Annotated in this window: 26 protein-coding genes; 6 read left to right on the plus strand and 20 right to left on the minus strand. The window is 42.1% G+C overall.

Annotated features, from left to right (window positions below):
* Positions 1 to 2: 2 nt before the first annotated feature.
* From rfbG to rmuC, 14 genes are all read right to left on the minus strand, one after another.
* Positions 3 to 1,094, minus strand: coding sequence for a CDP-glucose 4,6-dehydratase (gene rfbG, locus KFB94_00410; protein ID QVL45630.1), 1,092 nt, complete (start codon positions 1,092 to 1,094; stop codon positions 3 to 5).
* A complete protein-coding gene (rfbF, locus tag KFB94_00415; GenBank protein QVL45631.1) occupies positions 1,076 to 1,849 on the minus strand; it encodes a glucose-1-phosphate cytidylyltransferase in 774 nt (257 codons plus the stop codon). The genes rfbG and rfbF overlap by 19 nt, the downstream gene beginning before the upstream one ends.
* A complete protein-coding gene (locus KFB94_00420; GenBank protein ID QVL45632.1) occupies positions 1,846 to 2,823 on the minus strand; it encodes a GDP-L-fucose synthase in 978 nt (325 codons plus the stop codon). Before KFB94_00420 ends, rfbF begins: the two co-directional genes overlap by 4 nt.
* A 7-nt stretch (positions 2,824 to 2,830) precedes the next feature.
* On the minus strand, positions 2,831 to 3,913 hold the full coding sequence (gene gmd / locus KFB94_00425) for a GDP-mannose 4,6-dehydratase (GenBank protein QVL45633.1): 1,083 nt from the start codon (positions 3,911 to 3,913) through the stop codon (positions 2,831 to 2,833).
* On the minus strand, positions 3,910 to 5,313 hold the full coding sequence (locus KFB94_00430; protein QVL45634.1) for a mannose-1-phosphate guanylyltransferase/mannose-6-phosphate isomerase: 1,404 nt from the start codon (positions 5,311 to 5,313) through the stop codon (positions 3,910 to 3,912). Before KFB94_00430 ends, gmd begins: the two co-directional genes overlap by 4 nt.
* Positions 5,310 to 5,657 carry a MarR family EPS-associated transcriptional regulator gene (locus KFB94_00435; GenBank protein ID QVL45635.1) on the minus strand — a complete coding sequence of 116 codons (348 nt, stop codon included), beginning with the start codon at positions 5,655 to 5,657 and terminating at the stop codon, positions 5,310 to 5,312. The genes KFB94_00430 and KFB94_00435 overlap by 4 nt, the downstream gene beginning before the upstream one ends.
* A gap of 309 nt (positions 5,658 to 5,966) precedes the next feature.
* Complete coding sequence (locus KFB94_00440) at positions 5,967 to 6,290, minus strand: type II toxin-antitoxin system PemK/MazF family toxin (GenBank protein ID QVL45636.1); 324 nt, start codon at positions 6,288 to 6,290, stop codon at positions 5,967 to 5,969.
* Positions 6,287 to 6,499 carry an antitoxin MazE family protein gene (locus tag KFB94_00445; GenBank protein ID QVL45637.1) on the minus strand — a complete coding sequence of 71 codons (213 nt, stop codon included), beginning with the start codon at positions 6,497 to 6,499 and terminating at the stop codon, positions 6,287 to 6,289. The genes KFB94_00440 and KFB94_00445 overlap by 4 nt, the downstream gene beginning before the upstream one ends.
* 313 nt (positions 6,500 to 6,812) lie before the next feature.
* A complete protein-coding gene (locus KFB94_00450) occupies positions 6,813 to 7,946 on the minus strand; it encodes an ATP-binding protein (protein QVL45638.1) in 1,134 nt (377 codons plus the stop codon).
* Positions 7,947 to 8,082: 136 nt separating this feature from the next.
* Entirely contained in the window at positions 8,083 to 8,493 is a 411-nt protein-coding gene (locus tag KFB94_00455; GenBank protein ID QVL45639.1) for an RNA-binding S4 domain-containing protein, read from the minus strand.
* 103 nt (positions 8,494 to 8,596) lie between these two features.
* Positions 8,597 to 10,732, minus strand: a complete 2,136-nt coding sequence (locus KFB94_00460; protein QVL45640.1) for an AAA family ATPase — start codon at positions 10,730 to 10,732, stop codon at positions 8,597 to 8,599.
* A gap of 47 nt (positions 10,733 to 10,779) precedes the next feature.
* Complete coding sequence (gene moaE, locus KFB94_00465; protein QVL45641.1) at positions 10,780 to 11,238, minus strand: molybdopterin synthase catalytic subunit MoaE; 459 nt, start codon at positions 11,236 to 11,238, stop codon at positions 10,780 to 10,782.
* A gap of 14 nt (positions 11,239 to 11,252) precedes the next feature.
* The gene (moaD, locus tag KFB94_00470) at positions 11,253 to 11,510 is read right to left on the minus strand and encodes a molybdopterin converting factor subunit 1 (GenBank protein ID QVL45642.1); all 258 of its coding nucleotides are present in this window, start codon (positions 11,508 to 11,510) and stop codon (positions 11,253 to 11,255) included.
* Positions 11,511 to 11,554: 44 nt separating this feature from the next.
* The gene (gene rmuC, locus KFB94_00475) at positions 11,555 to 12,889 is read right to left on the minus strand and encodes a DNA recombination protein RmuC (GenBank protein ID QVL46500.1); all 1,335 of its coding nucleotides are present in this window, start codon (positions 12,887 to 12,889) and stop codon (positions 11,555 to 11,557) included.
* Positions 12,890 to 13,186: 297 nt separating this feature from the next.
* Between rmuC and KFB94_00480 the strand changes: the two genes are divergently transcribed.
* Positions 13,187 to 13,918, plus strand: coding sequence for a hypothetical protein (locus KFB94_00480; GenBank protein ID QVL45643.1), 732 nt, complete (start codon positions 13,187 to 13,189; stop codon positions 13,916 to 13,918).
* A 47-nt stretch (positions 13,919 to 13,965) separates the two neighbouring features.
* On the plus strand, positions 13,966 to 14,340 hold the full coding sequence (locus KFB94_00485; GenBank protein QVL45644.1) for a DUF202 domain-containing protein: 375 nt from the start codon (positions 13,966 to 13,968) through the stop codon (positions 14,338 to 14,340).
* Between the two features lie 15 nt (positions 14,341 to 14,355).
* Here the strand turns inward: KFB94_00485 and KFB94_00490 are convergent, their stop codons facing one another.
* The 6 genes from KFB94_00490 to KFB94_00515 all read right to left on the minus strand — a co-directional run bounded on the left by KFB94_00490 (position 14,356) and on the right by KFB94_00515 (position 20,640).
* Positions 14,356 to 15,318, minus strand: a complete 963-nt coding sequence (locus tag KFB94_00490; GenBank protein QVL46501.1) for an AI-2E family transporter — start codon at positions 15,316 to 15,318, stop codon at positions 14,356 to 14,358.
* 55 nt (positions 15,319 to 15,373) lie between these two features.
* Positions 15,374 to 15,979: a YigZ family protein gene (locus KFB94_00495; GenBank protein QVL45645.1), complete on the minus strand. Its 606-nt coding sequence runs from the start codon at positions 15,977 to 15,979 to the stop codon at positions 15,374 to 15,376.
* A 21-nt stretch (positions 15,980 to 16,000) separates the two neighbouring features.
* Positions 16,001 to 17,659, minus strand: coding sequence for a formate--tetrahydrofolate ligase (locus KFB94_00500; protein QVL45646.1), 1,659 nt, complete (start codon positions 17,657 to 17,659; stop codon positions 16,001 to 16,003).
* 103 nt (positions 17,660 to 17,762) lie between these two features.
* Complete coding sequence (locus KFB94_00505; protein ID QVL45647.1) at positions 17,763 to 18,833, minus strand: GGDEF domain-containing protein; 1,071 nt, start codon at positions 18,831 to 18,833, stop codon at positions 17,763 to 17,765.
* A 327-nt stretch (positions 18,834 to 19,160) separates the two neighbouring features.
* Positions 19,161 to 19,682 (minus strand): DUF302 domain-containing protein, encoded by a 522-nt coding sequence (locus KFB94_00510; GenBank protein ID QVL45648.1) that lies wholly within the window; start codon positions 19,680 to 19,682, stop codon positions 19,161 to 19,163.
* Between the two features lie 31 nt (positions 19,683 to 19,713).
* Positions 19,714 to 20,640 (minus strand): CysB family HTH-type transcriptional regulator, encoded by a 927-nt coding sequence (locus tag KFB94_00515; GenBank protein ID QVL45649.1) that lies wholly within the window; start codon positions 20,638 to 20,640, stop codon positions 19,714 to 19,716.
* 151 nt (positions 20,641 to 20,791) lie between these two features.
* Here KFB94_00515 and KFB94_00520 point away from each other — a divergent pair, with 151 nt between their 5' ends.
* From KFB94_00520 to KFB94_00535, 4 genes are all read left to right on the plus strand, one after another.
* Positions 20,792 to 21,637, plus strand: coding sequence for a sulfite exporter TauE/SafE family protein (locus KFB94_00520; protein QVL45650.1), 846 nt, complete (start codon positions 20,792 to 20,794; stop codon positions 21,635 to 21,637).
* A gap of 78 nt (positions 21,638 to 21,715) precedes the next feature.
* Entirely contained in the window at positions 21,716 to 23,386 is a 1,671-nt protein-coding gene (locus tag KFB94_00525; GenBank protein QVL45651.1) for a nitrite/sulfite reductase, read from the plus strand.
* Complete coding sequence (locus KFB94_00530) at positions 23,383 to 23,982, plus strand: DUF934 domain-containing protein (protein QVL45652.1); 600 nt, start codon at positions 23,383 to 23,385, stop codon at positions 23,980 to 23,982. The genes KFB94_00525 and KFB94_00530 overlap by 4 nt, the downstream gene beginning before the upstream one ends.
* On the plus strand, positions 23,982 to 24,740 hold the full coding sequence (locus tag KFB94_00535) for a phosphoadenylyl-sulfate reductase (GenBank protein QVL45653.1): 759 nt from the start codon (positions 23,982 to 23,984) through the stop codon (positions 24,738 to 24,740). Before KFB94_00530 ends, KFB94_00535 begins: the two co-directional genes overlap by 1 nt.
* The last annotated feature ends 5 nt before the right edge of the window (positions 24,741 to 24,745 follow it).

A 24,745-nucleotide genomic window follows, 5' to 3' on the forward strand; every position in this document is an offset into this window, starting at 1 on the left:
ACTTAAATGCTTTCCGCTTGTTGATAGTTGGCAATTTGGCCTAAAGAAAACTGATGCATATCTTCCTTATTATGCCAAGCTTGATGCCAAGCCATAATATTCACTAATGCTGTTTCTAGCGACCATTTAGGTTGCCAGTTGAGCTGGGTATTTGCTTTGGTGCTGTCTAATTTTAAATAATGTGCTTCATGCGGTTGGGGTGAGTCGTCAATTCTCCATTTTGCATTTGGCAAATGCTCAACCAATTTTTTAACAATCCATTCGACCGTTTTAGCATCATTTTCTGCGGGGCCAAAGTTCCATGCTTGTGCAAAAGGCTGTCCTTCTGTGAGCAGTTTTTCTGCCAATTGTAAATAACCTGATAATGGCTCTAGCACATGCTGCCATGGCCTTATTGCATAGGGTGAGCGAATAACTAATTCTTCTTTTTTACCTAACGCTTGCAAGAAGTCTGGAATGAGTCTATCAACCGACCAGTCGCCGCCGCCAATTACGTTGCCTGCTCTTGCCGATGCTAGAGCTATGCCTTTTTCTGCTAAAAACGATTGTCTGTAGGAGGATGTCACTAACTCAGAGCAACCTTTACTGCTGGAATATGGATCAAAGCCGCCCATTGGAGCATCTTCGGCATAGGGCGTTAAGGTTTCTTTATTTTCATAGCACTTGTCGGTAGTGACATTCACCACAGCACGAATGGAGGCTGTTTTACGCACAGCTTCTAGCATATTAACTGTGCCGATTACGTTAGTTGTGTAGGTTTCTACTGGGTCAACATACGATTGACGCACCAACGGCTGCGCTGCTAAATGAAAAACAATATCAGGTTGTGCTGTTGCCATTGCACGTTCAAGGCTAGTGGCATCGCGTATATCAGCAATGGTATTGCTAGCGAGAAAACTTTCTACATTCGCTGCATTAAAAAAACTGGGGGTTGTTGATGGTACCAATGCATAACCATGCACTTGTGCGCCTAGACTATTAAGCCAAAGCGCTAGCCAGCCGCCCTTAAAGCCTGTATGGCCTGTTAAAAAGACTTTTTTATCTTGCCAAAACTGACTTTGGTTTAACGGATAGGTCATTCCCATACTTTCCATGGTGCTTTGCCAGATTCCCAAAGGCTTTCTAGCAGGTTTTTCTCTCTTAATGTGTCCATTGGCTGCCAAAAGCCTTCATGCTCAAAAGCCATTAGTTGGTTCTCAGACGCAATTTGCATTAATGGGGCACCTTCCCAGCTTGACTGATCGTTGTCTATATATTTTAGGCAATCAGGTGAGAGCACAAAAAAACCCCCATTGATTTTGCCGCCATCGCCTTTAGGTTTTTCAGAAAAGCCTTTCACTAATTGATTCTCTAAACTGAGGGCGCCGTAACGTCCAGGTGGTTGTACAGCTGTCACTGTTGCGAGCTTACCGTGGCTTTGATGAAATTTGACTAAGGCAGAAATATCAATATCCGCTACGCCATCGCCATAAGTAAAGCAAAAAGCTTCTTCATCTTTTATATAGCTCTCAACGCGTTTTAAACGGCCTCCTGTTAAGGTGTCTTCGCCTGTATCGACCAATGTCACCTTCCAAGGCTCTGCATTGCGTTGATGCACTTGCATTTCATTTTTTTGCATATCAAAAGTAACATCTGACATATGCAGAAAGTAATTGGCAAAATATTCTTTGATAATGTAGCCTTTATAGCCACAGCAGATGATAAATTCATTAATACCGTGTGCAGAATATAGTTTAAGAATGTGCCAAAGAATTGGTTTACCGCCAATTTCTATCATTGGTTTTGGCTTAATATGCGTTTCTTCTGAAATGCGCGTTCCTAAACCACCCGCAAGAATGACAGCCTTCATTCTGTTTTTCCTTTTTCTAAATAGTTTGCATAGGCCGATTTAAGCCCTTCACTCAACGTTATTTTGGCTTGCCATCCTAATGTATTAAGAAGGCTCACATCCATTAACTTACGCATCGTGCCATCTGGTTTAGATGTATCAAAAACCAGTTCTCCTTTGTAACCAATCGTAGTAGCTACTAATTCTGCTAATTGTTTGATTGTCACGTCCTTGCCATACCCCACGTTAACCAATGGAGGTAATCCTTTTAGGCTGTTTTCTTCAGTTAATTTATGGAACGTTTCATCAGGCAGCGATATGAGGTGTAAGCATGCTTTTGCCATATCATCGCTATATAAAAACTCTCTAAGCGGTTTACCTGTTCCCCATACTGTTACTGTCGGCTGCTTGTTGACTTTGGCTTCGTGAAATTTGCGTATTAAGGCTGGAATCACATGGCTATTTTCTGCGTGATAATTATCATCAGGACCATATAGGTTGGTTGGCATTGCGGCTAAATATTGTGTGTCGTATTGACGGTTATAACTCCAACACATTTCAATACCTGCAATTTTTGCCAGTGCATATGGTCTGTTTGTTGGTTCTAATAATCCAGTCAGTAAATACTCTTCTTTAATCGGCTGCGGGCAATCTCGCGAATAAATGCAGCTTGATCCTAAAAATAATAAACGTTTGACACCATGCACATAAGATTGGTGAATAACATTGGTTTGAATCGCCAAATTTTGATGAATAAATTCCGCTGGATAAGTGTTGTTTGCATGAATGCCACCTACTTTGGCGGCAGCTAAAAATACATACTCTGGTTTTTCTGATGCAAAAAAAGCTTCAACGTCTGCTTGATTGGTTAAATCCAGTTCCGCGTGCGTACGTACAATTAGATTTGTATAGCCTTGCTCTTTCAGCTGGCGCATTAAGGCTGACCCTACTAGTCCACGATGCCCTGCCACATATATTTTTGCGTGTTTATCCATAGCCAGTTTATTCGTGATAGTCCATTGTTTGAAAACCATGTTTTTTAATCAACTCATCTCGTTGAGCTGACTTATAGTCTTCTCGCACCATTTCAGACACTAGTTCGTCAAATGTGATTTTTGGTGTCCAGCCTAGCTTTTGTTTAGCTTTGCTTGGGTCTCCAAGCAGAGTCTCAACTTCTGTTGGTCTAAAGTATTTTTCATCAACTTGAACAATACATTTTCCATCCATATACCCTTTTTCGTCTACACCACTTCCTTGCCATGTGATGTCCATTTTTAGCTCTTTAGCCGCTGAGTTTACAAAATCTCGTACGCTATACTGCACACCAGTTGCAATCACAAAATCTTCGGCTTTTTCTTGCTGCAACATCATCCATTGCATCTCTACATAGTCTTTAGCATGGCCCCAGTCACGCAAAACGTTTAAGTTGCCAAGATAAAGTGTTTCTTGCAAGCCTAGCTTAATACGCGCCAACGCACGCGTAATTTTGCGGGTAACAAACGTTTCGCCACGTAATGGGCTTTCGTGATTAAACAAAATACCATTGCAGGCATAAATACCATGCGCTTCACGATAGTTAACGGTAATCCAATAAGCATACATTTTGGCAACGGCATAAGGACTACGAGGATAGAAAGGTGTGGTTTCTGTCTGAGGTGTTTCTTGGACTAGACCATATAGCTCAGAAGTGGACGCTTGATAAAACTTTGTTTTTTTCTCAAGCCCTAAAATTCTGATTGCTTCTAGGATACGTAATGTACCTAAACCATCAACATCGGCCGTATATTCTGGCGACTCAAAGCTAACAGCGACATGACTCATTGCTGCTAGATTATAAATTTCATCAGGTTGCACCTGTTTAACAATTCGGATGAGATTTGTTGAATCGGTTAAATCACCATAATGCAAAATAAAGTTCTTATTATCTAAATGCGGGTCTTGATATAGATGGTCGATACGATCGGTATTAAATGAAGAAGCGCGACGCTTAATGCCATGAACAACATATCCTTTATTTAACAAAAGTTCAGCAAGATATGCGCCATCTTGCCCTGTTACACCTGTAATTAATGCGACTTTTTTCATGTTTCCGCCCTACCATATTGATCATCAAACCGAATAATATCATCCTCACCGACATAGTCGCCGCATTGCACTTCAATGATTGCAAGAGGCGATTTGCCTTTGTTTTCTAGGCGATGGTGATGTGTTTTCGGAATATAAGTTGATTGATTTTCTTGTAAAGTTATAGTGTTGCCGTTATTGGTAATGGTTGCTTCTCCTGCTACGACTACCCAATGTTCAGAACGGTGGTTGTGCATTTGCATGGAAAGCTTTGCGCCTGGGTTCACAACGATGCGTTTGATTTTAAAGCTTGTCGACTCTTCAAGCACTGTATAGGTGCCCCAAGGGCGATGAACCGTTAGGTTTGTTTCTGCTAATTCTGCTTTGTGCTCTTTGACGCGTGCCACCAGCGATTTAATTTCTTCTGTTCTGCTTCTGTCACAAACCAGTGTTGCATCGGCCGTTTGTATCACCACCACATTATCTAATCCTGCAGTGGCTAGTAAATTAGATTGGCTCCAAAGCAGGCTATTGGTTGTGTCTTGTGCAAACACATCACCGTGCATGACATTGTTATTTTCATCTTTAGTTTGCTTTTGATAAATTGATTCCCAACTGCCTAAATCACTCCAAGCCATATCAACGGGCACTACGGCGATTTTTTCTGCTTTTTCTGCTAAGCCATAATCCATGGATAGATTGGCAAAATTAGCATAGGTTTGTGCAAAATTCTCTGTTGTCATGTTGCTTAATTGGCTGGCCATTTCTGGCTGATATTGGGTGAGCATTTTCATAAAAACACTGGCTTTAAATACAAACATGCCGCTATTCCATAAATAGCCTTTTTCCACATATTGTTTTGCAGTTTGTGCTTCTGGTTTTTCTACAAATTGCGCCACTTCAAAAACAGGCATATTGCCATTTGCAATCTGTTTACTTGGTTGGATATAGCCGTAACCAGTTGCTGGAGCATCTGGTTTAATGCCCAATAGCACTAAATAATCTTGCTCAGCGATTGTTTCTGCTGTTTGCCATGCTTCGATAAACGCAATTTGATTATCAATAGCATGATCGGAAGCAAATACGCCAATAATGGCATCTTTGTCACGTTGTTGGATTTGATTGACTGCCCAAGCAATGGCTGGCAAGGTGTTTCTAGCGCAAGGTTCGGCTAGCACATTAGCGACAGCGTCTGGTGCTACTTCAGCCAGTTGCCCTTTTACTTCAAACTTGTGATCTTCGTGGGTAACGGTATAGAGATGTTGGGCAGGCACATGCGCTAATAAACGCATTGCTGTTTGTTGTAATAACGTTTCTTTGCCATTTAATGCTAGCAATTGTTTAGGTCGTAATGTGCGCGACAATGGCCATAAACGTGTGCCAGATCCACCACTTAGAATAAGCGCGTAATGCTTGCTCATGAGTGATAAACCTCGGCATCTATTGTCTTTTTCGCTTCAGCCCTAAGTGCTTCAATCTCCGCTTCTAAAGAAGCGTATTCTTGCAATTTGGCTTTTAGGAAGCGTTCGGTAATGGCAGATTTTTCTTTTACGCCACTTGGGGTCAATAGATACATATAGGCTAGTTTATTTTTGCTATTTTTAAAATTGGACACTTTAAGTAAACCAACATCAATCAGCGCTTTTAAACAATAGTTCGCGCGACCCAAGCTAACACCTAATTCACACGCCAAATCGCGCTGACTAATCTCAGGATTTTTTTCTAATGCTTTTAAAATTTTGTAGCGGTATTCGTCAGTTAGCATGCTGAAATGGTTTTACCGTTCAATGAATGAACGCAGTTTATCAATAATTGTTTATGGATTGCAAGCTTTTTGAGTAAAAGTAGCAGTTTACTGGATTGCTTCGCGATGCTCGCAATGACGAATGAGTCACTGCGAGGGTGAAAGGCGTGGCAGTGCACGGTGTTTGAAGCTGTCTGGATTGCTTCGTCATTACATTCCTCGCAATGACAGCACTCGTCACTGCGAGCGAAGCGTGGCAGTCCATGGAATTGAAAGATAACTATATTGCTTCGCTTGGCTCAGAAAGATGGGTTAATAACTACAACATTACTAAGCGATACCAACAAATACTGCGAGCGCTCTGTTGACTGCGAGCATTGCTTCATCAGATAGGTGTCCGAACACTTGACCTACCTTGTCGCGAGGCACAGTTTGTATTTTATCTATCATAATCTCAGATAGTTTACTCAGTCCATTATTTGAATCGGGCTGAACCCCTATGCGAAATAAAGGCAAATCACGAAGTTCGCTTGTCACAGGCAGTATGGTGACGGAAGGATGCTCTTTAAATAGGTCGGATTGAATAATGATTGCTGGGCGTGGTTTACCGTATGCACCTGCTAGTACAATTGTGACTAAATCACCACGCCTCATTTCCAACCTTCAGTATCGGCAACTTCTTCCATCCAACCCAATAACTCAGCTTCCTTAAAGTCCCTTTGCAACGCAAGTGATTGTCGTTGGCATTCTTCTGCAAAGCCTTTTTGGCGCGTATCTGGAACCCAGATTTGTACAGGACGTAATCCAGATGCACGTAAAGTGGCACGATGTTTTTGTACGCGTGAAGCATTATTTGATTGCATTGTTATACTCCTAATTGTGTTACATGTAACAACTATACTCGGAAGTTACATGCAACACAATTAGTTTCTATTTGGGTGTTATGTAGCATGCTGGATGGATAGTTTATTTTGGCTGTTATAACGCTTAATTACTGAAAGACTGGATTGCTTCGTCATTACATTCCTCACAATGACCGTTGGGCTGAAATGCGCAATCACAGCAAAAAGTCTTTAAAGCGTTTCTTTAAATCCCGTCGTAGTTTTTAATGCCAGTAAACTGGACGATATTCCGTAATTGGCATTTGGTTGGGAACCTGCGCTTAACTCCGTAATATTAAACCGCTAAAGCGTTTAGCCAATTGGCTGCATTTCGAACCTGCACTGTTTGTATATCGGCCTCATTACTGCACTCTTTTACTAATTGAATCGCTTTTGCTAACGGCCACTGCGCGGAAAATCGATGAAGCGGTTTGTGCGAGCTAGTGGCATGAAGCTTGCATTCAATTAAATCGGTGATGCTGCCTGCTTGGCTTAATACAAAATCAACTTCTGCATCATCTTTCGTTCTAATGTAATGCAAATTGACTGTTTCTCCCGCTACATCTTGTTGCCATTGAACTTTTTTTAATAGATGGCAGGCAACCAAATTTTCAAATCGAATGCCCTCATCTCCTAATACTAATCCCGTGTCATAAAAGTAGACTTTGGGAGATTTCAATATCGCTCTAGCGATATTGTGGTGCCACGGTCTGACAGAGAAAACAATAAAAAGTGACTCCAGTATTTCTAAATATCGAGCTAATGTTGTTGGTGAAACGCTAAGGTCTCGCGCTATAGAGGCAAGTGACAGTGGAGATCCAACGCGGGAGCGCAGCATCTCAGCAAAAAGGCGCATGGTGTTAATTTCTTGCACTCGTGAAAACTCAAGCACATCCTCTCTAATCAGGTCGTTAAAATAACTGTAACGCCAACGGTCAGCCTCAGTATCATTATCTGCAAGTGCAGGTTCGGGAAACCCCCCTCTTTTCAATAGGTGGTTAAGCGCAAGTTGTGGTGAAACGCGTTGCACCTCCACCCACTCTCGTACTGATAAGGGATGCAATCTTAATCTAAAATATCGTCCAGCAAGAGAATCTCCTCCTTGCCTAAATGTCTCCATGCGCGCGCTTCCAGTGACGAGAATTTGTTGCTGAGCTGCACGACCATCAAATACGCCTTTTAACCAAGTCTTCCAATCTTGCATTTTATGTATTTCATCAAAAATCAGCAGTGGTGAGCTCTGACGCCATTGTTGCGCATTGATGACTAGCCTGTGTGGTAGTACATCAAAATTCAGATACTGGCTATCAGGTAGCGCCTCCATTAGCTGCTGACTCAGCGTGGTCTTGCCGATCTGCCGAGGACCAGTCAGCACTACGAGTTTTTTCTGCAGATCTTGACGAATCTGTTCGTATAAATATCTTTTCATGCGACTATTTTACACAATAATGGATAAAAGTCGCGACTATTTTGCATTATAGTGCAATATGGTCGATAAATAGGTCTTTTTTGTGCTTTGTCTCTTTGCTTTTTCACTGATGGTAGTGACAGATTTTGACAAATTTTTATAGCCCATCGTAGTTTTTAATGCCTGTAAATTTGGCAATCTCACGCAGTTGTCGTTTGGTTGGACGCCCTGCTCCACGCTCTCGCTCGGCGTGTTCATTGCTGCGGGTGGTTTTGATATTGTCACGCTTGGCTTTGCTTTCTTTGGTTTCTTTGTACAAAAATGTAGCATCCGTCGCGCTGCGTCGCGTATTCGATAAGCCTGTTACTTCTATCACCATTTCCATGTCTTTGGTGGTGATTTGTATTTGCATACCCAGTTGCACTTCTTTTGCGCTTTTAGCGCGGTCGCCATTGACGCGCACCTTACCACCACTCACGGCATCGGCCGCCAGACTACGCGTTTTAAAAAAACGTGCTGCCCACAGCCATTTATCTAATCGACATTTTTCATCAAGGTTAGTTACCATCTATGTCCCTTACACACTTAACATAATTAACATACTAGACTGCCGCGCTTCGCTCGCAGTGACGGATGTTGTCATTAAGCGGCATAGTGTGACGCGTTTTTTACTACATGTTATGTTTTGTTTGCGGTTGGTTTGTTTCTAGGGTTTTACGATACTCTGCCAACACTGCTTGCGCATGTCCCATGACGGTATTAGGCGGGTAGCTGCCAGTTGCATCTTTTTCGCCAGCATTAACGCCAACTAAATGTTGGATGCCTTCTAATACATGATCAATGGTAATAATCTGGAATTGGCCATCTTTGACCGCTTGCACTACTTCATCATCCAGAAGTAAATGGCGTTGATTACGTTTGGGAATAATGACGCCTTGTTTGCCATCTAATCCTAGCGCTTTGCATACTCTAAAATAACCTTCTATTTTTTCATTGACGCCGCCAATTGGCATTACTTCGCCAAACTGATTTAACGCACCAGTGATGGCAATGCCTTGTTGAATAGGCAGATTGGCCATTGCAGACAACAGCGCGAATAGCTCTGCACATGATGCAGAATCTCCTTCTACGCCGTTATATTCTTGCTCAAACACCAATGATGCATTGAGGCTTAATGGCGCCAAATGTGAAAAACTGGCGCTGAGCCAATTTTGCAAAATAAAAATGCCTTTATCGTGATTGGGGCCACTCATATTCACTTCGCGGTCGATATTAATCAAGCCTTTTTGACCAGGATAACAGCGTGCAGTGATACGAATGGGCGAGCCAAAACTGGCATCGCCTAGCTCGATATGGGTTAAGCCATTAATTTGACCCACTACTTCGCCATGCACTTGAATGAGCAACTCATTATCAATGATTGATTCACGAATTTGCGTCTCAAAATATTGGTGGCGTCGATTTCTGGCATTAATCGCCGCGTGGACATGCTCGCGTGTGACTACATCTGCCTCACCTGCGTAAGAGGCGCTCTCTAGCATGAGGCGCTCTAAAAAGGCAAAGTTGGTGCTAATGCGCACTTGATCTTCCTCTAAACGTTGCAGCGCACCAATCAGCGTTGCCACCGCCTCGGCGTTAAAATGCGCGCATTGATGCTGCTCACACTTTTGTGCCACATAACCAGCCACAGCCGCATAACTTTCTGCATTGGCATTAATGCTATCGGCAAACTCTACTTTGATGGGAAAGTGATCAAAAAAATCGGGGTTTTCTTCAAGCAAGCTATAAAAATCTTCGCGCATTGCTATTAATATTAATTTAACCCGCAATGGAATAAGCGTGTTGGCCAGCACATAACCTGCACTTTGTCCGCTTCCTGCAACATCTTCAAATTGCAAGGTGCCGTTGCGCAAAAAGCGATACAGCTTTTCTATCATTTGTGCACCGTTTTGCTCATCGTTCAAAATGTCGCGCAATTGCACCAATAACATGCCGCCATCGGCTTTATGTAATTTACCTGCCCGCAAGCGCATAAACTCGTGTGTGTGTTCTGCGCCAGATTCTAAACTGCCAAACAATGATTGATAGCTTGGGTCGTTATCATAAACAATGGGTTGCAACAGCCCTTCGGCAGCGGCAATGCTATTATCCACCAATAGATTGACGCGGAAACGATTCAAAAAGCCATCGCTCATCAGCGCTTCTAAAGCGCCTTCCACATCGTTATTGGCTGGTGTTGGATAGACTTTTAAAAAGCCAATCACGTCTTTTTTAACCAATTCAACATATTGCATCAATTGGCCATTATCTTGAGCCAGTTCTAGTAAATCTTGCAAGGCACTGGCTAGCCATGGCTTTGCCTTATTTATTGCCTCTGTTTTATCTTTAATGGTAATGAGCGTTGGCAATTCGGCCATAAATACGCGGGAAAACGCATCCATGTGTGCAGACAGCTCAGCGCCTAAACCAACAGGTAATTTGATTAAGAAAGGTTGGTTGGTGCGACTAAAATGATAGACCGCGACCAAATCGTGCAATTGCCCGCCCGTTTCTTTTGCCACTTGTTGCATGGCACTTTGCATTAAAGACGTGCGACCGCTGCCATGTTGTCCTAGCACCAGCATATTAAAGCCTGCTTGGCGCATTTTTAGACCAAACATGGCCGCTTTTTTGGCTTCTGCTTGCGCTATCCAGCCATGCACATGTGGTTGATTTTCTTGTGCGTGAATCAACTCTTTAGTGGTTTTAAACGTCAAATCATGTAAAGGCACACTCGCATTGAGTGCTTGTTCATTTAAAATTTGCATACTTTCCTATTGTCTAATCTTACGTATTGCTGACTTGTACCAATTGCCTAGTCATGATTGTTCCAGCGTGATTGCGCTTGATCATCGCTACTTTTTGCCTCTACCCAACGCTCTCCATCAGGGGTCGATTCTTTTTTCCAAAACGGTGCTTGTGTCTTTAAATAATCCATCATAAATTCACAGGCTTTAAAGGCCTCACCTCTATGGGCACTACTGACCGCGACCAATACAATTTGATCGAGCGGCTTGAGGGTGCCGACCCGATGAATAATCAAGCTGTTTAGGATATCCCAACGCGATTTTGCTTCAGTTTCAATCTGCTCAAGTGCGCGCTCTGTCATGCCTGGATAATGTTCCAACGTTAGCGTCTTCACGGTATCGCCATCATTCATGTCGCGCACCTGCCCAACAAAACTCACCACAGCACCAACATCAGCACTGGCGGTGCGGATGGCCGTCAATTCGATTGCCACATCAAAATCTGCTGTTTGTACGCGCACTGTCATATCGATTAATTAGCCTATCCGCCTGTTACCGGTGGAAAAAATGCCACTTCATCGCCATCATTAATGGTCATCATGTCATCCACCAACTCATGATTAATGGCAGCGCGCACCAGCTGTTTGCCGTTAAATAAATCTGCCCACACTGCACCACGTTGCGCCAAAAAACTTTTAAGGGTGCTGATGGTTGAAACCTCAGCTGGCAATACGATGTCCTCTGTTGAATAATTTACAGATTCTTTAATTCTTGCAAAATACAATACTTTTATATTCATATGTTTTAATTCAGATAGTTAATTACTTTATTTAACGTGTTAAATTAATCTTCATCAACCGCATCTAATAAGTCAAGATTAGGATCATTGGTGAGTTCTACACGCTCAATACGGGCAAATGTGCGCGATATTTTTTGGCTACTAATATGAACATCTTGTGCATTTTCATGCGCCTGCCGGATGTTATCGGCCAGTTTTTTCATACGGGTATCAAAGCGTTTAAAATCAACGCTCAGCTTACCAAGCTCATCTTTAATAATATGCACTTGTTTGCGCATTTCGACATCTTTTAACACGGCGCGTGCGGTGTTTAACACCGCCATTAATGTGGTGGGTGAAACCACCCAAACGCGCTTATTCATCGCATAATCAATGACATCGGGATGGTATGCATGAATCTCAGCAAAGACGGCCTCTGCAGGAATAAACATCACAGCACCATCAGAAGTCACGTTGGGAATAATGTATTTAGTGGCAATATCATCGACATGACGCTTCACATCGGCTTTAAATTGTTTGGTTGCCAAGGCTTTTTCAAGATCATTTAGCGATTTATCAAACATGCGGTGATAATTTTCTAACGGAAATTTACTATCCACCGCAACGGTGCCAGTTGGCTCTGGCAAAAACAAGGCGCAATCCACACGTGTGCCGTTGTCAAATTGATGCTGCATTTTAAAACTTTGCTCTGGCAATACATTGCGAATCAAGCCCTCTAACTGTACTTCACCGTAGGCGCCTCGGCTTTTTTTATCTCCCAGCAACTCTTGCAAACTCACCATATTGCTACTTAAACCATCAATTTTTTTCTGCGCTTCGTCAATGGTGGCAAGGCGTTGCATCACGCTCACAAAGGTTTCATTGGTCTTTTTAAAGCCCTCTTCTAAGCGTTCAGAAACTTTGCCGCCTATCTCTTCTAAGCGCGCATCGACCACTTTGCTCAAGCTTTCTATGGTTTGCGTTAGCGTGGTGGTTGCTTTTAGCATGGTGTCGTTAATCAAACCTTGTTGTGACTTGCCTTGCTCGGCCAAGGTGATATGTAGTTTTTCGAGTACTGTTTCGCGTGTTTGCGACAAATTATTGGCTTGCTCAATTTGTAATTTTTGCATCGCTTCGCGCGTGGATGCTAGCTCTTGCGCTACACTCGTTTTTAAGCGGTCACTATTATCTTGTGCAACCGCATTTAAACGATCGCCTAATTTATTCAAGCCATCGTGCAAATCCATCAGCATGGCCCTGTGCTTTTCTTCTAGACGCTTTTCTTCTTCAGCGCGCTGTTGCAACTTAGCTTTTGTTGTTTGCATGGTTTGCCACACCAACCAGAGTACCATGCAGGTGAGCAAAACAAGCAAAATGAGTAGTAGTGTGAATGCGTTCATGCCTTGAATTATAACCGAGTTAACGCCATGCGAAAAAAGCACAAAAGGCAAATCGCTGATGGTTAAACACAATCTTAAGCCTAGCATGCCTCTGCTTGCGGGCGCTAGCATGGGTTGTGAACCTTGTTATATGGTTTACTATCAATGCGACCACACCATTGCCACTGTACAAAAATGCAGTTGATAAAACAACATTTAGCCATAACAATGTTGATTATCGCATTGGTTGTAAAGTGGCATTAATCGTAAATAAAACTGACCATGGTATGCTTTGAATGGCGTATTTGAGATATCTGAATGACCATACTAATAAAACCAATCTTTATCATTGCTTTATTTCTATCTGCCTCTTACGCTTTTGCTGAGGCAAAAGTAGAGATGATAAATGACAGTGTGCCTAACAATTGGATTTTGGTTTATTACGCCTTAGGTGATATCAATCAAGATGGTCAAGAAGATGCCATTATGGTGATTGAAAATACCGATAAGCGCTATCTGAGTAGGAATCGCAGAGTTGGACCCACTATCTTGAATATGAACCCGAGAAAAATGCTGATTTTGTTTCAAACGCCAACAGGCTATCAAGAAGTGTTGAATGTTGCTAATGGCTTTCCTACGCAGCATAGTATGGAAAAGCCTTGTTTAGCTGACCCTTTAGTTGAGGCAGGTGAAATTAACATTATGGATGGTATTGTGAAGGTGATATTAAACTATCAATTAAACTGTAGCGGCTATGATACAACGCAGCATACGTTTAGCTTTCGCTATGAAAACGAACGCTTTCGATTGACTGGATTTGATAAGCGAGCGCTTGAACGTATCAGTGGTAATGCCACTGAGGAACATTTTGATTATGTGTTAGGTCAGCAGACAATTGTCACTGGAATTAACATTTATGAACAGCACAAGAAAACAACAAGACTTGAAAAGCTGTTAATCAACAAGGTACTATATCTTGATGAAATGAGTCTTGCTTGCGAACCGCATCAGCAAGCACGTTGTCATTCAGTCATGGCAGCAACACAATGAAACGGCCTTTAGGCGCTTAATAATAGTGATATTAAAAAGGAAATTGAATGGCAGTTGATCATGATCCACGTATATTTTTTGCAGCTGAGCGTACTTTACTGGCTTGGCTACGCACTGGCTTAACCATTATTGCGCTAGGTTTTGTGATTTCGCGCTTTGGTTTATTTGTAAAATTGGTGGCTTTGGAGTCGCCAGCGTTGGCACATAATGTGAGTTCGCCCTTATCATCCGCGCTGGGTATAGCGTTTGTGATTATTGGTTCGTTGGCAATTGGTACCGCAGCGATTCAACATCAGCGTTTTTACGATACGCTGGCTGACACACAACTTCCTGCAATTTATTCTAGTAAGATTGCATTTATCTTATCTATCACGATTGCAATGCTAGGCTTGGGATTGGCGGCTTACCTGTGGCATGCTTAATTTAAATATAGGGCTTTAAATCAGTTCACGTACTCTTAATTCGGTTTTTATATAAGCATAATAGATTGGCGCTGCTACCACGCCCGCAATGCCAAATGTTGCTTCCATTAATACCATTGCGATGAGTAGCTCCCACGCATTGGCTCTGATTTTTCCACCGATAATCCGTGCGTTTAAGAAATATTCTAATTTATGAATGACGATCAAAAAGGCAAGCGATCCCAATGCGGTTGCAAACGAATGACTCATACTCACAATCACAATGATGGTATTGGATATTAAATTGCCAATGACTGGCAATAAGCCCACAATAAACGTAAGTAGTATCATGGTTTTGATGAATGGAAGCTCAACCCCCATTAATGGCAAGGCAATAGAAAGATAAATAGCGGTAAAGATGGTATTGACTGCTGAAATTCTAACTTGAGCAAATACAATGTTTCTAAACGCGCGGCCAAATTGTGTCGTTCGCTGAATCATTGCTTTTGCAAACGGTTTGTAATGATCATCCGTCATGGCTTCGCGCAGTGCCAACATGCCGCCAATAATCATGGCAATCAAAATGTGTGCCAGGTAGCGCCCAACCTCTTTACCCAAAAATTGCAGATTGGTGGCGTTATTACGTAACCATTCTGTTACTAACTGCTGCAATACGACGGCATCGGCTGGGAGCCGTGAATCTAGCCAATCTGGCAATATAGTGCGCGAATCTTCAATAATCTGTGCCATTTTACCGATTAAGTTAGCAATACTCCCGGCGTCTGATTTAAAGAATGCTATTAGACCAACAGTAGTAAGTATCAACACCCCAACTACCGCTACTGCTAATAATCCAACAGCAATCACTTTAGATCTGTAACCAGGAAATTGTTGGGCAATATAGGGTGAAATAATATGCACCAATTCAAACACCAGTAATCCTGCTAGCAAGCCAGGTAATAGGTGAAACTTTAAAATATAAACCATGGCTATCGCCATGATGAGCCATGAAGCAATATCGATTGTGGTTACCGGCTTTATTCGGCTGATTGGTTTAGTTGGCATATTCATTGGTAAATCGATTCATAAAAGCTTGTTGTTCGGCTAGTGGTAAACGGATAACAATATGGACTTTTTCATCAAAGCTTTTATCCAATATTTCCCCATTGATGTGTGATAAGGCCTTGGTCAGGGCATCAAGGCGATTGTATGCTATTGTGAGGCTTAATTGTTGCATTTCGATGTAAGCACCTAATGTTGATGCATCTAGGGCTAATTTAGCTGTGCCGCCATAAGCGCGCGCCAAGCCGCCCTTACCTAAATTAATACCGCCATAATAACGAATCACACCAACACAGGCATTCATTAAATGTAGGCCTTCTATCCTTTGTAAAATTGGCATGCCAGCCGTGCCAGATGGCTCTCCTGCATCAGAAAATCTTGGCACAATGCCGTCGGATGTTTTTAATCGAAAGGCATAGGCAAGATGACTGGCATGTGGGTGCTGGGCAGCGATTGCTCGCAGAAATGCAGCAACTTCTCGCTCATTTTCACAATACGCTGTCCAAGCCAGAAATTTAGATTTACTAATGGTTTGCTCGGCGACTGCGCCTTGTTCAATAATTTGATCGGCGACTGCGCCTTGTTCAATGATTTGCATATAATGCGACTATGACCTTGATTAAGAAAGCCCCGAGATAGTACCTGCTTGGTCAACATTGATACGCTCACTCGCAGGTCTTATTGGCAAGCCTGGCATGGTCATCATGTCGCCACATAATGCAACAACAAAACCTGCGCCGCGCGATAAACGCACACTTTTCACTTCTAAAACATGGCCTGTAGGTGCGTTACGTAGTGTCGCATCGGATGAAAACGAATATTGTGTTTTGGCAATACAAATAGGCAAATGCGCGTAATCATGACTTAAGTTTGATATTTGTTGCTCGGCTTCGTCGCTTAGCTTAATGCCAGCAGCGCCATAGAGGCGTGTGGCAATGGTTGCCAATTTGTCTCGTAAGGGCAACTCATCTGGGTAAAGTAGTTTAAATTGCGATTGTTTTGCGTCTATACTGGCCACCACTTGTTGCGCCAAATCTGTTGCGCCAGCGCCGCCTTCTGCCCAATGTTTACAAACCACCACTTGACAGCCTAATGGCACAACTGCTTGTGTTAAAGCAGCGAGTTCTGCTGGCGTGTCATTACTGAAGTGATTAATAGCCACAATTACTTGCATGCCAAAATATTCATGTAGATTATTAATATGTCTTTTTAAATTATTGATTCCATTATTTAATAAATCAATATTTTCATTGTTAAGCTCATCTAATGCTGCGCCACCGTGATACTTTAATGCGCGTACTGTAGCCACCAACACAACGGCATCTGGCTGTAAATGCGCTTGCCGACATTTAATATCAAAGAACTTTTCTGCGCCCAAATCGGCACCAAAACCTGCCTCTGTTACCACATAATCCGCCAACTTAAGTGCTGTTTTGGTGGCAATGACTGAATTGCAACCATGGGCAATATTAGCAAAAGGACCACCATGAATAACGGCAGGGTTACCCTCCAACGTTTGTACTAAGTTAGGTTGAAAGGCATCTTTTAAGAGTGCTGTCATTGCCCCTTCTGCTTTAATATCGCTTGCAAAAATAGCTTTGCCTGTGACACTTCTGGCTATTTGAATCTTGCCTAGACGAACCTTTAAATCATCTAAACTTTCTGCCAAGCAAAAAATAGCCATCACTTCACTGGCAACTGTAATATCAAAGCCGGTATCGGTCTCGTGACGCAATTGATGTAAGTGCACTTTACGTAGTGCCCTGTCATTCATGTCCATACATCGACGCCAAGTAATGCGAGCCAAATCAATAGCTAGAGCATTACCGTGATGAATATGATTATCGATCAGCGCAGCCAACAAATTATTAGCTGCAGAAATTGCATGAAAATCACCAGTAAAATGCAAATTAATATTTTCCATCGGCACTACTTGCGCATAACCACCACCAGTAGCGCCGCCTTTCATACCAAATACTGGCCCCTGAGAGGGTTCACGTATGCACACGACCGTTTTTTTACCAATACGATTTAACGCATCTGCAAGACCAACGGTAGTGGTTGTTTTTCCTTCGCCTGGTGGTGTTGGACTAATCGCAGTGACTAAAATTAATTTGCCGTTAGGTTGATGTTGTAGTTGATTTAATCCCGCATAGCTGAGCTTTGCAATGTGATGCCCGTATGGGATTAAATCTGCCTCAGCAAAGCCAATTGATTTTGCAATGGCTTGAATAGGCTTTAGTGTGGCTGCTTGCGCTATTTCAATATCGCTCAACATTATATTTATCTACCACCTGAAAGTTGAAATCGTCAAAATAATAGTACGATGAATTGATGCCTGAAAGCAACCTCAACAGCCAGCGCATCCTATCATCATGCAATTATGTAGATTGAAAATAGTAACAATTGCGGCCGTTGCGCTTACCGTGATACAAGGCTTGATCTGTTCTAGAGATTAACGATTCAACCGTGTCTCCTGCTATTAGGCTTGTGCCCCCTACCGTTGCAGTAATTGATAAATGTTTGTTTTTATATACATAGTCTGTATGCATAATTGCCAGACGGAGACGATCGGCTAGCAAGCCTAAAGTTGACGCATCTGTGTCTGGCAATACCACCATAAATTCTTCCCCACCCCACCGACCAAGTTCATCTTGCGCTCTTAATGCGCCTTGCATCACCTTAGCCACTGTTGATAAAACAGCATCACCACATAAATGGCCATAGTGATCGTTAACTATTTTAAAGTAATCAATATCAACCATGAGCATAGATAATGGCTTGCCATTTTGTTTACTTTGTTCGACATTGGATTCAACAAATGCTTCTAAACTGTATCGGTTATGTAGGCCTGTTAACTTATCAAATGTGGCCATTTCTAATAGTGCGTCTTGGCTCAAATTGGTTGCCTTGGCAAAGGCAAATGAAATGCTGCCAGACAACAATACAAAACCAGATAAATTAGCGTAGCGTATGATTTGCAGCATGTGTTGATCTAAGCTTACTTGCGGAACGATCTGACTTACCCATTGCTCTAGAAATATATAGCCAGCAGCGATAATGCATAATCTGACAATCGTTAACATTAAGTTGCCAGATTTTGCAAACAATGGAAAGGCTGTTAATGGGAAAATATAATATTGGAAGCCACTTTCTAGGCCTAAATAATAGCAGGCCAAATAAGCATGCAATATCACCTCAGCCGTAATTAACCAGACAAGTGTTCCAAAATCTTGATTAATCAGTGAACGAATAAATAGTTTTAGGCAGCCAAGGTAAAACACCACACTTGCCACATTAATAATCGACATAGCGGGAACATTGATTATCCAAAATAAAAAAATGAATAATAAATGCATGAGCGTTACAACGAGCAAAGTAAAGTAAAGCACCCTGAAGTCTTCTCGGCACTTTTTAATCATACTTAACTCTGCTTGAATCTGTCGAATCATCTAAGAACCCTCACTTAATTTCGATGATAAAAATAGCCACGACCATTTTTTAACGTCAACGAAAAGATGAAAAAGAATCTACTGTATTGGAACCCTAATTTGATAGACCGGCATCATAATTGATATTGACACTGGATTATGATAGCGCATTGTAAAAAAAGTATTAAACGGATTTAAGCGGTTATAGTGAGCTTTTTTATTCAATTCAAGCTTCTATTTTTTGGTTTTGCTTGATTATTATGTATTTCAATGTGATGAATGATCAGTGCTTTTCCCATCTTGTCACCAAACATCGTAAACAATTGTATGCTCTGTAGCGGCGCTGTATTAAAAATCACCAACACTGGCTTTTCGTATCAAACTGATCAATGCATCTTCTAATTGCTGTGCTGATTGTTTGGCACGCTCTGTTGGATTTTTGATGCTTTTTAAGTCATAAGTAGGACGAGCTAAACCAATGAATAATTGATGCTTATTGTTGGCGTCTAACTTTTCGTAGATGGCAATTCTGCACGGTGCAAATACTAAAAATTCAGGATGATCAAGCATGATGTCTGCACCCATACTTAAGTTACAAAAAGAGTGTACTTCTTTGATTCCTTGCGGGTCAATGCCACGCAATTGTAGATGCTCACCTATTGGAAAGTTAGCAGGATTAACAAAATTCATGCCTTCTGAAATGCTTTTTAAACTTTCAATCACCTCTTGATAGCTGATACCTTCTTTAACTGCCACTTCAAAAATAGCAGTTTTAGGATTGATTTCACTGAATTCGGACATGGCGCTTTGGCTTGTGACACAAGCAGCCATCATCAGTCCAAGTAGTGCTATACAACAACGTGCAAACATACTACTCCTTATCAACAATGCCCTTATCATTCTATCTTGTTATTTTAAATACTTCATCAATGGTAGCCCGATTAAATTGTGGCGATAGCATCGTAATGAAGTCATAGAGATAACCACGCATAAAAGTATCTTTACGCATGCCCAAAAAAGTGGTGCTTTGCGGAAAGAGATGGCTACAATCGAGACGAACCAGCTGTTCATCGCGCTTATCATCAAACGCCATGTTGGCAATTAAACCAATGCCCAAACCTAAATTGACGTAGGTTTTAATAACATCGGCATCAATTGCCGTGAGCACGACGTTTGGTATAACACCAGCATCATGAAACACTTTCGATACTGTGGTACTACCAGTAAACGCAAAATCATAAGTAATCAAAGGATAACTCGCAATATTATCCAAACTTAACTGAGTAACCTTTTCTAAATCATGGCCTTTCGGCACCACAACACTACGATTCCACTCATAGCATGGCAAGCATACCAACCGCCCTTCTTGGCTAATCGATTCAGTTGCAATGCCAATATCCGCTTCTCCTGTCGCCACCCAGTCTGTCACTTGCGTTGGATTGCCTTGATGAATATTTAACTTCACTTGCGGGTATGTTTGCATAAACTGTTGAATAGCCGTTGGTAATTTATAACGTGCTTGCGTATGCGTTGTTGCAATGGTCAGCATACCTGTTTCAACTTGACTAAATTCATCGCCCACCCGCTTAATGTTTTCTAACTCAAACATCACATTGGCAGCAAGTTTTAAAATTTGTTTACCTGGTTCAGTAATACCTGTTAGGCGCTTGCCATTGCGTTGAAAAATTTGCAGGTTTAACTCTTCTTCAAACAATTGAATTTGCTTACTCACCCCAGGTTGTGATGTATGCAAAGCCTCAGCAGCCGCAGAAACGCTTAGTCCTTGTCGCGCCACTTCATGTACATATTTTAGTTGGTGTAATTTCATATCATGCCCTTATAGATGCCTACAATTATGCATACCTTTGCTATATAACAAAATAACATAAATTAATAATTAAATAATATTAAATGATTATATAAAAAACTGCTATATTACGCGCCTATCATCAAAAAAATCGAATTTACGCTAAACAAGTATGGATATTTTTCACATTTTAGCTGGCTTTGTTGTAGGGCTGCTGGTGGGACTCACCGGGGTTGGTGGCGGCTCGTTAATGACGCCTATCCTGTTGCTGTTCTTTCATCAACCCGCTGCTGTCGCCGTTGGTACCGATTTGCTTTATGCTGCAATCACCAAATCGGCTGGCATTATTGCCCATGGCAAGCTCGGCAACATTGATTGGCGCATTGTCAGGCTATTGGCATACGGCAGCGTACCTGCGTCCATTATCACAACTACTTTACTGGCCAATATCGATATTTCTTCTGATGGCGCTGTACAAACCATAAAGTTTTGGCTTGGTATTGCACTGATGTTGACGGCACTTTCTGTTATTTTCCGCAATCAACTAGCAAGCTTTTCTAAAAACGGCCATTGGATTAACCCCCAATATGCAGCAACGCTGACTGTATTATTGGGCATCCTCTTGGGGTTTTTGGTCACATTAACGTCTGTTGGCGCAGGCGCCCTGGGTGTCACTGCTTTATTAATGTTGTATCCTAAGGTATCTATCACCAAAATTGTTGGAACCGATGTCGCTCATGCTGTGCCACTCACACTTGTCGCAGGCTTGGGTCATGTTAGCTTGGGTACGGTTGATTACACATTACTCGGCACATTATTAATTGGGTCTATCCCAGGCATTTGGTTGGGCAGCCATTTAAGTGCAAAAGTGGCAGAACATTGGATTCGATTATTATTAGCACTGATTTTGGTTTATGTGGGACAAAAGCTTGCTTTCCCGCATATGCATGTTGCCATTGGGCTGGCGTCGCTCTGTATCATCATTGCATTAAAACAGCTTAATTATCGAAAAAGCTAACACAAAAATTTACACAAAGCCTTATTAAAAAAGGCGTTTTAGATTAAAATAGAGGGCTAACTTTAAGTAGCAAAAACCATGTATAAATACGACAAAATTGATCAACAACTGGTAAATGAACGCGTAACCCAATACCGCGACCAAACCCGCCGCTATTTGGCTGGCGAATTAACTGAAGAAGAATTTCGACCTATCCGTTTACAAAATGGTTTGTATATTCAACGCCTAGCGCCAATGCTACGCATTGCAATCCCTTATGGCTTACTGTCAAGCCGTCAATTACGCAAACTGGGTGACATCGCCAAAAAATACGATAAAGATTACGGTCACTTTAGCACACGTCAAAACTTGCAGTTAAACTGGCCTAAATTAGAGGATGTGCCTGATATTTTGGCTGAGCTAGCTACTGTTGAAATGCATGCCATACAAACTTCGGGTAATTGTATTCGCAATATCACAACAGACCAATTTGCTGGCGTGGCGCCTGATGAGCTGTTTGACCCGCGAGCAATGGCTGAAATTATTCGACAATGGAGTACTTTCCATCCTGAATTCGCTTTATTGCCACGTAAATTTAAAATTGCTGTTTCAGGTACAAAAAACGATCGCGCAGTCGTGCAAATGCATGATATTGGTTTGGAGTTTTTTAAAAATGAAAACAACGAACTGCGCATTAAAGTATGGGTTGGTGGTGGTTTAGGTCGCACGCCAATTTTGGGCAGCGTTATTCATGACAATCTAGAATGGCAGCATGTCTTGAGCTATTGTGAGGCGATTATCCGCACCTATAATATTCATGGCCGTCGTGATAACTCTTACAAGGCGCGAATTAAGATTTTAGTCAAGGCGATTGGTATCGAAGCTTTTAAAGAACAAGTAGAGGCTGAATGGGCACACACAAAAGATGGTCCACTCACCATTACACAGGCGGAATTTGATCGTGTTTCTGCTTATTTTGAGCCGATGCCTTACGAAGTTTTGCCAGCTAACGATGCAAGTTTTGATACTCAGCTTGCCAGTAATCCTGCCTTTGCTGCATGGGTAAAACGTTGTGTACATTCGCATAAAATAGCAGGCTACCGCGCCGTTACATTGTCTCTCAAAAAGCATGGCGAAGCACCGGGCGATGCATCTAGTGCACAAATGCATACGGTGGCTGATTTGGCCGATGCTTATAGCTTTGGTGAGCTACGCGTTTCTCATGAACAAAATTTAATTTTGGCTGATGTTAAATTGAGCGATTTGTATGCGGTGTGGGAAAAAGCGCGCGCTGCCGGTTTAGCAACGCCAAATATTGGCTTATTAACCGATATTATTTGTTGTCCTGGTGGCGACTTTTGTAGCTTAGCCAACGCAAAAAGCATCCCAATTGCAACATCTATTCAAGCGCAATTTGATAATTTAGATTATTTACATGATATTGGTGATATTGAAATTAATATTTCAGGCTGTATGAATGCTTGCGGGCATCATCATATTGGTCACATTGGCATTTTGGGCGTTGATAAAGGTGATACTGAATGGTATCAAGTGTCTATTGGTGGCAAGCAAGGTAACGATGCCAGCTTAGGCAATGTGATTGGCCCTTCTTTCTCAGCCGAAGAAATGCCAAGCGTGATACAAAAGCTAATTGATGTGTATGTAAAAGAGCGTACACCTGAAGAACGTTTTATTGATACCGTGAGACGCTTGGGGCTAGAGCCTTTTAAAGCACATGTTTATGCTGAGAAAGTAGAGGCAACAGCATGAGCCAGTTAATTAAAGGCAATCAAATTGCACCCAATGAATGGACAATCGTAAAACCGCCTATTTTTGGTGATGAGCCGGTGAGAAAGCAAGCTGGTAAAGTGGTTATGTTTAAATTGCATGGCGAAGAAACCTTTACCCAAAAGCAAATTGATGCAACTGAAATCCCAGCATCAGGAAAAATACTGGTGCCTTTGACAATTTGGCTAGCAAAAAAAGAGCACTTGGTCGCTCGTTTAGCGGCTGGTGATATTGGAATTGTACTTCAAACGCATGAGCCAATCGAAAATTTAGTAGCGGCATTTGATGATATAAATAGCTTGCCTATCATTGCTATTGATGTGCCGATTTTTGCGGATGGTCGCAACTTTACATTAGGCAATTTATTACGCACACGCTACGGTTTTAAAAATGAGTTACGTGCAATTGGCGACATTATGCGTGACCAATTATTTTTCTTAAAACGCTCTGGTTTTGATAGTTATTTAATCAAAGAAGGTCGCAATGCCGAAGAGGCGATTGCAAGCTTAAATGACTTCACACAGCCCTACCAAGGCGCTGTGGATGATGTGCCAGTCTGGCGCAGATTGAGTCGCTAATGACATTCGGCGTGACCATGCTTAAGCCATTAGCAAATAACCCTGCAACATCGCCTGAGTTAACAGATGCCTTAAAACAACGTGTCATGGCAAAACGTGAACAGGTGCTGGCTTTGTTGAAATCGGCTAGCAGTGAGTTTGCTGCCATCACCTTTGCCAATAGCTATGGCGCGGAAGACATGGTGCTGACTGATATGATTGCCAAAGAACAGTTGGCGATAGAAATTTTTTCACTCGATACAGGTCGATTGCCTGCCGAAACCTACACGTTGATGGATGAAGTGGAAAAAACATACCAAATAAAACCTGTTGTGTTTTTTCCCAAGCATGATGCGGTAGAAGATTATGTGAGAACCAAAGGTATTAACGCTTTTTATGAGAGTGTTGAATTACGTAAGGCATGCTGCTTTATGCGTAAAGTAGAGCCGCTCAAACGTGCATTAAACAATAAAGGCGCCTGGGTGACTGGTATGCGCGCAGAACAAGCGGCTACGCGTACCAGCTTGCCAATACGCGCTTTTGATGAAGGCAACCAGCTGGAAAAGTTTAATCCATTGAGCGATTGGACTGAGCAAGAAGTTTGGGCTTATATTCGTATGTATGAAGTGCCTTACAACGCGCTTCATGATCAGTTTTATCCAAGCATTGGTTGTGCACCTTGCACGCGCGCGGTAGCGATGGGCGAAGATGTTCGTGCTGGCCGTTGGTGGTGGGAAGACCCCAATAGCAAAGAGTGCGGACTGCATGTAAAGAAATAAGAATT

The organism is Methylophilaceae bacterium, assembly GCA_018398995.1.
Lineage (GTDB): Bacteria > Pseudomonadota > Gammaproteobacteria > Burkholderiales > Methylophilaceae.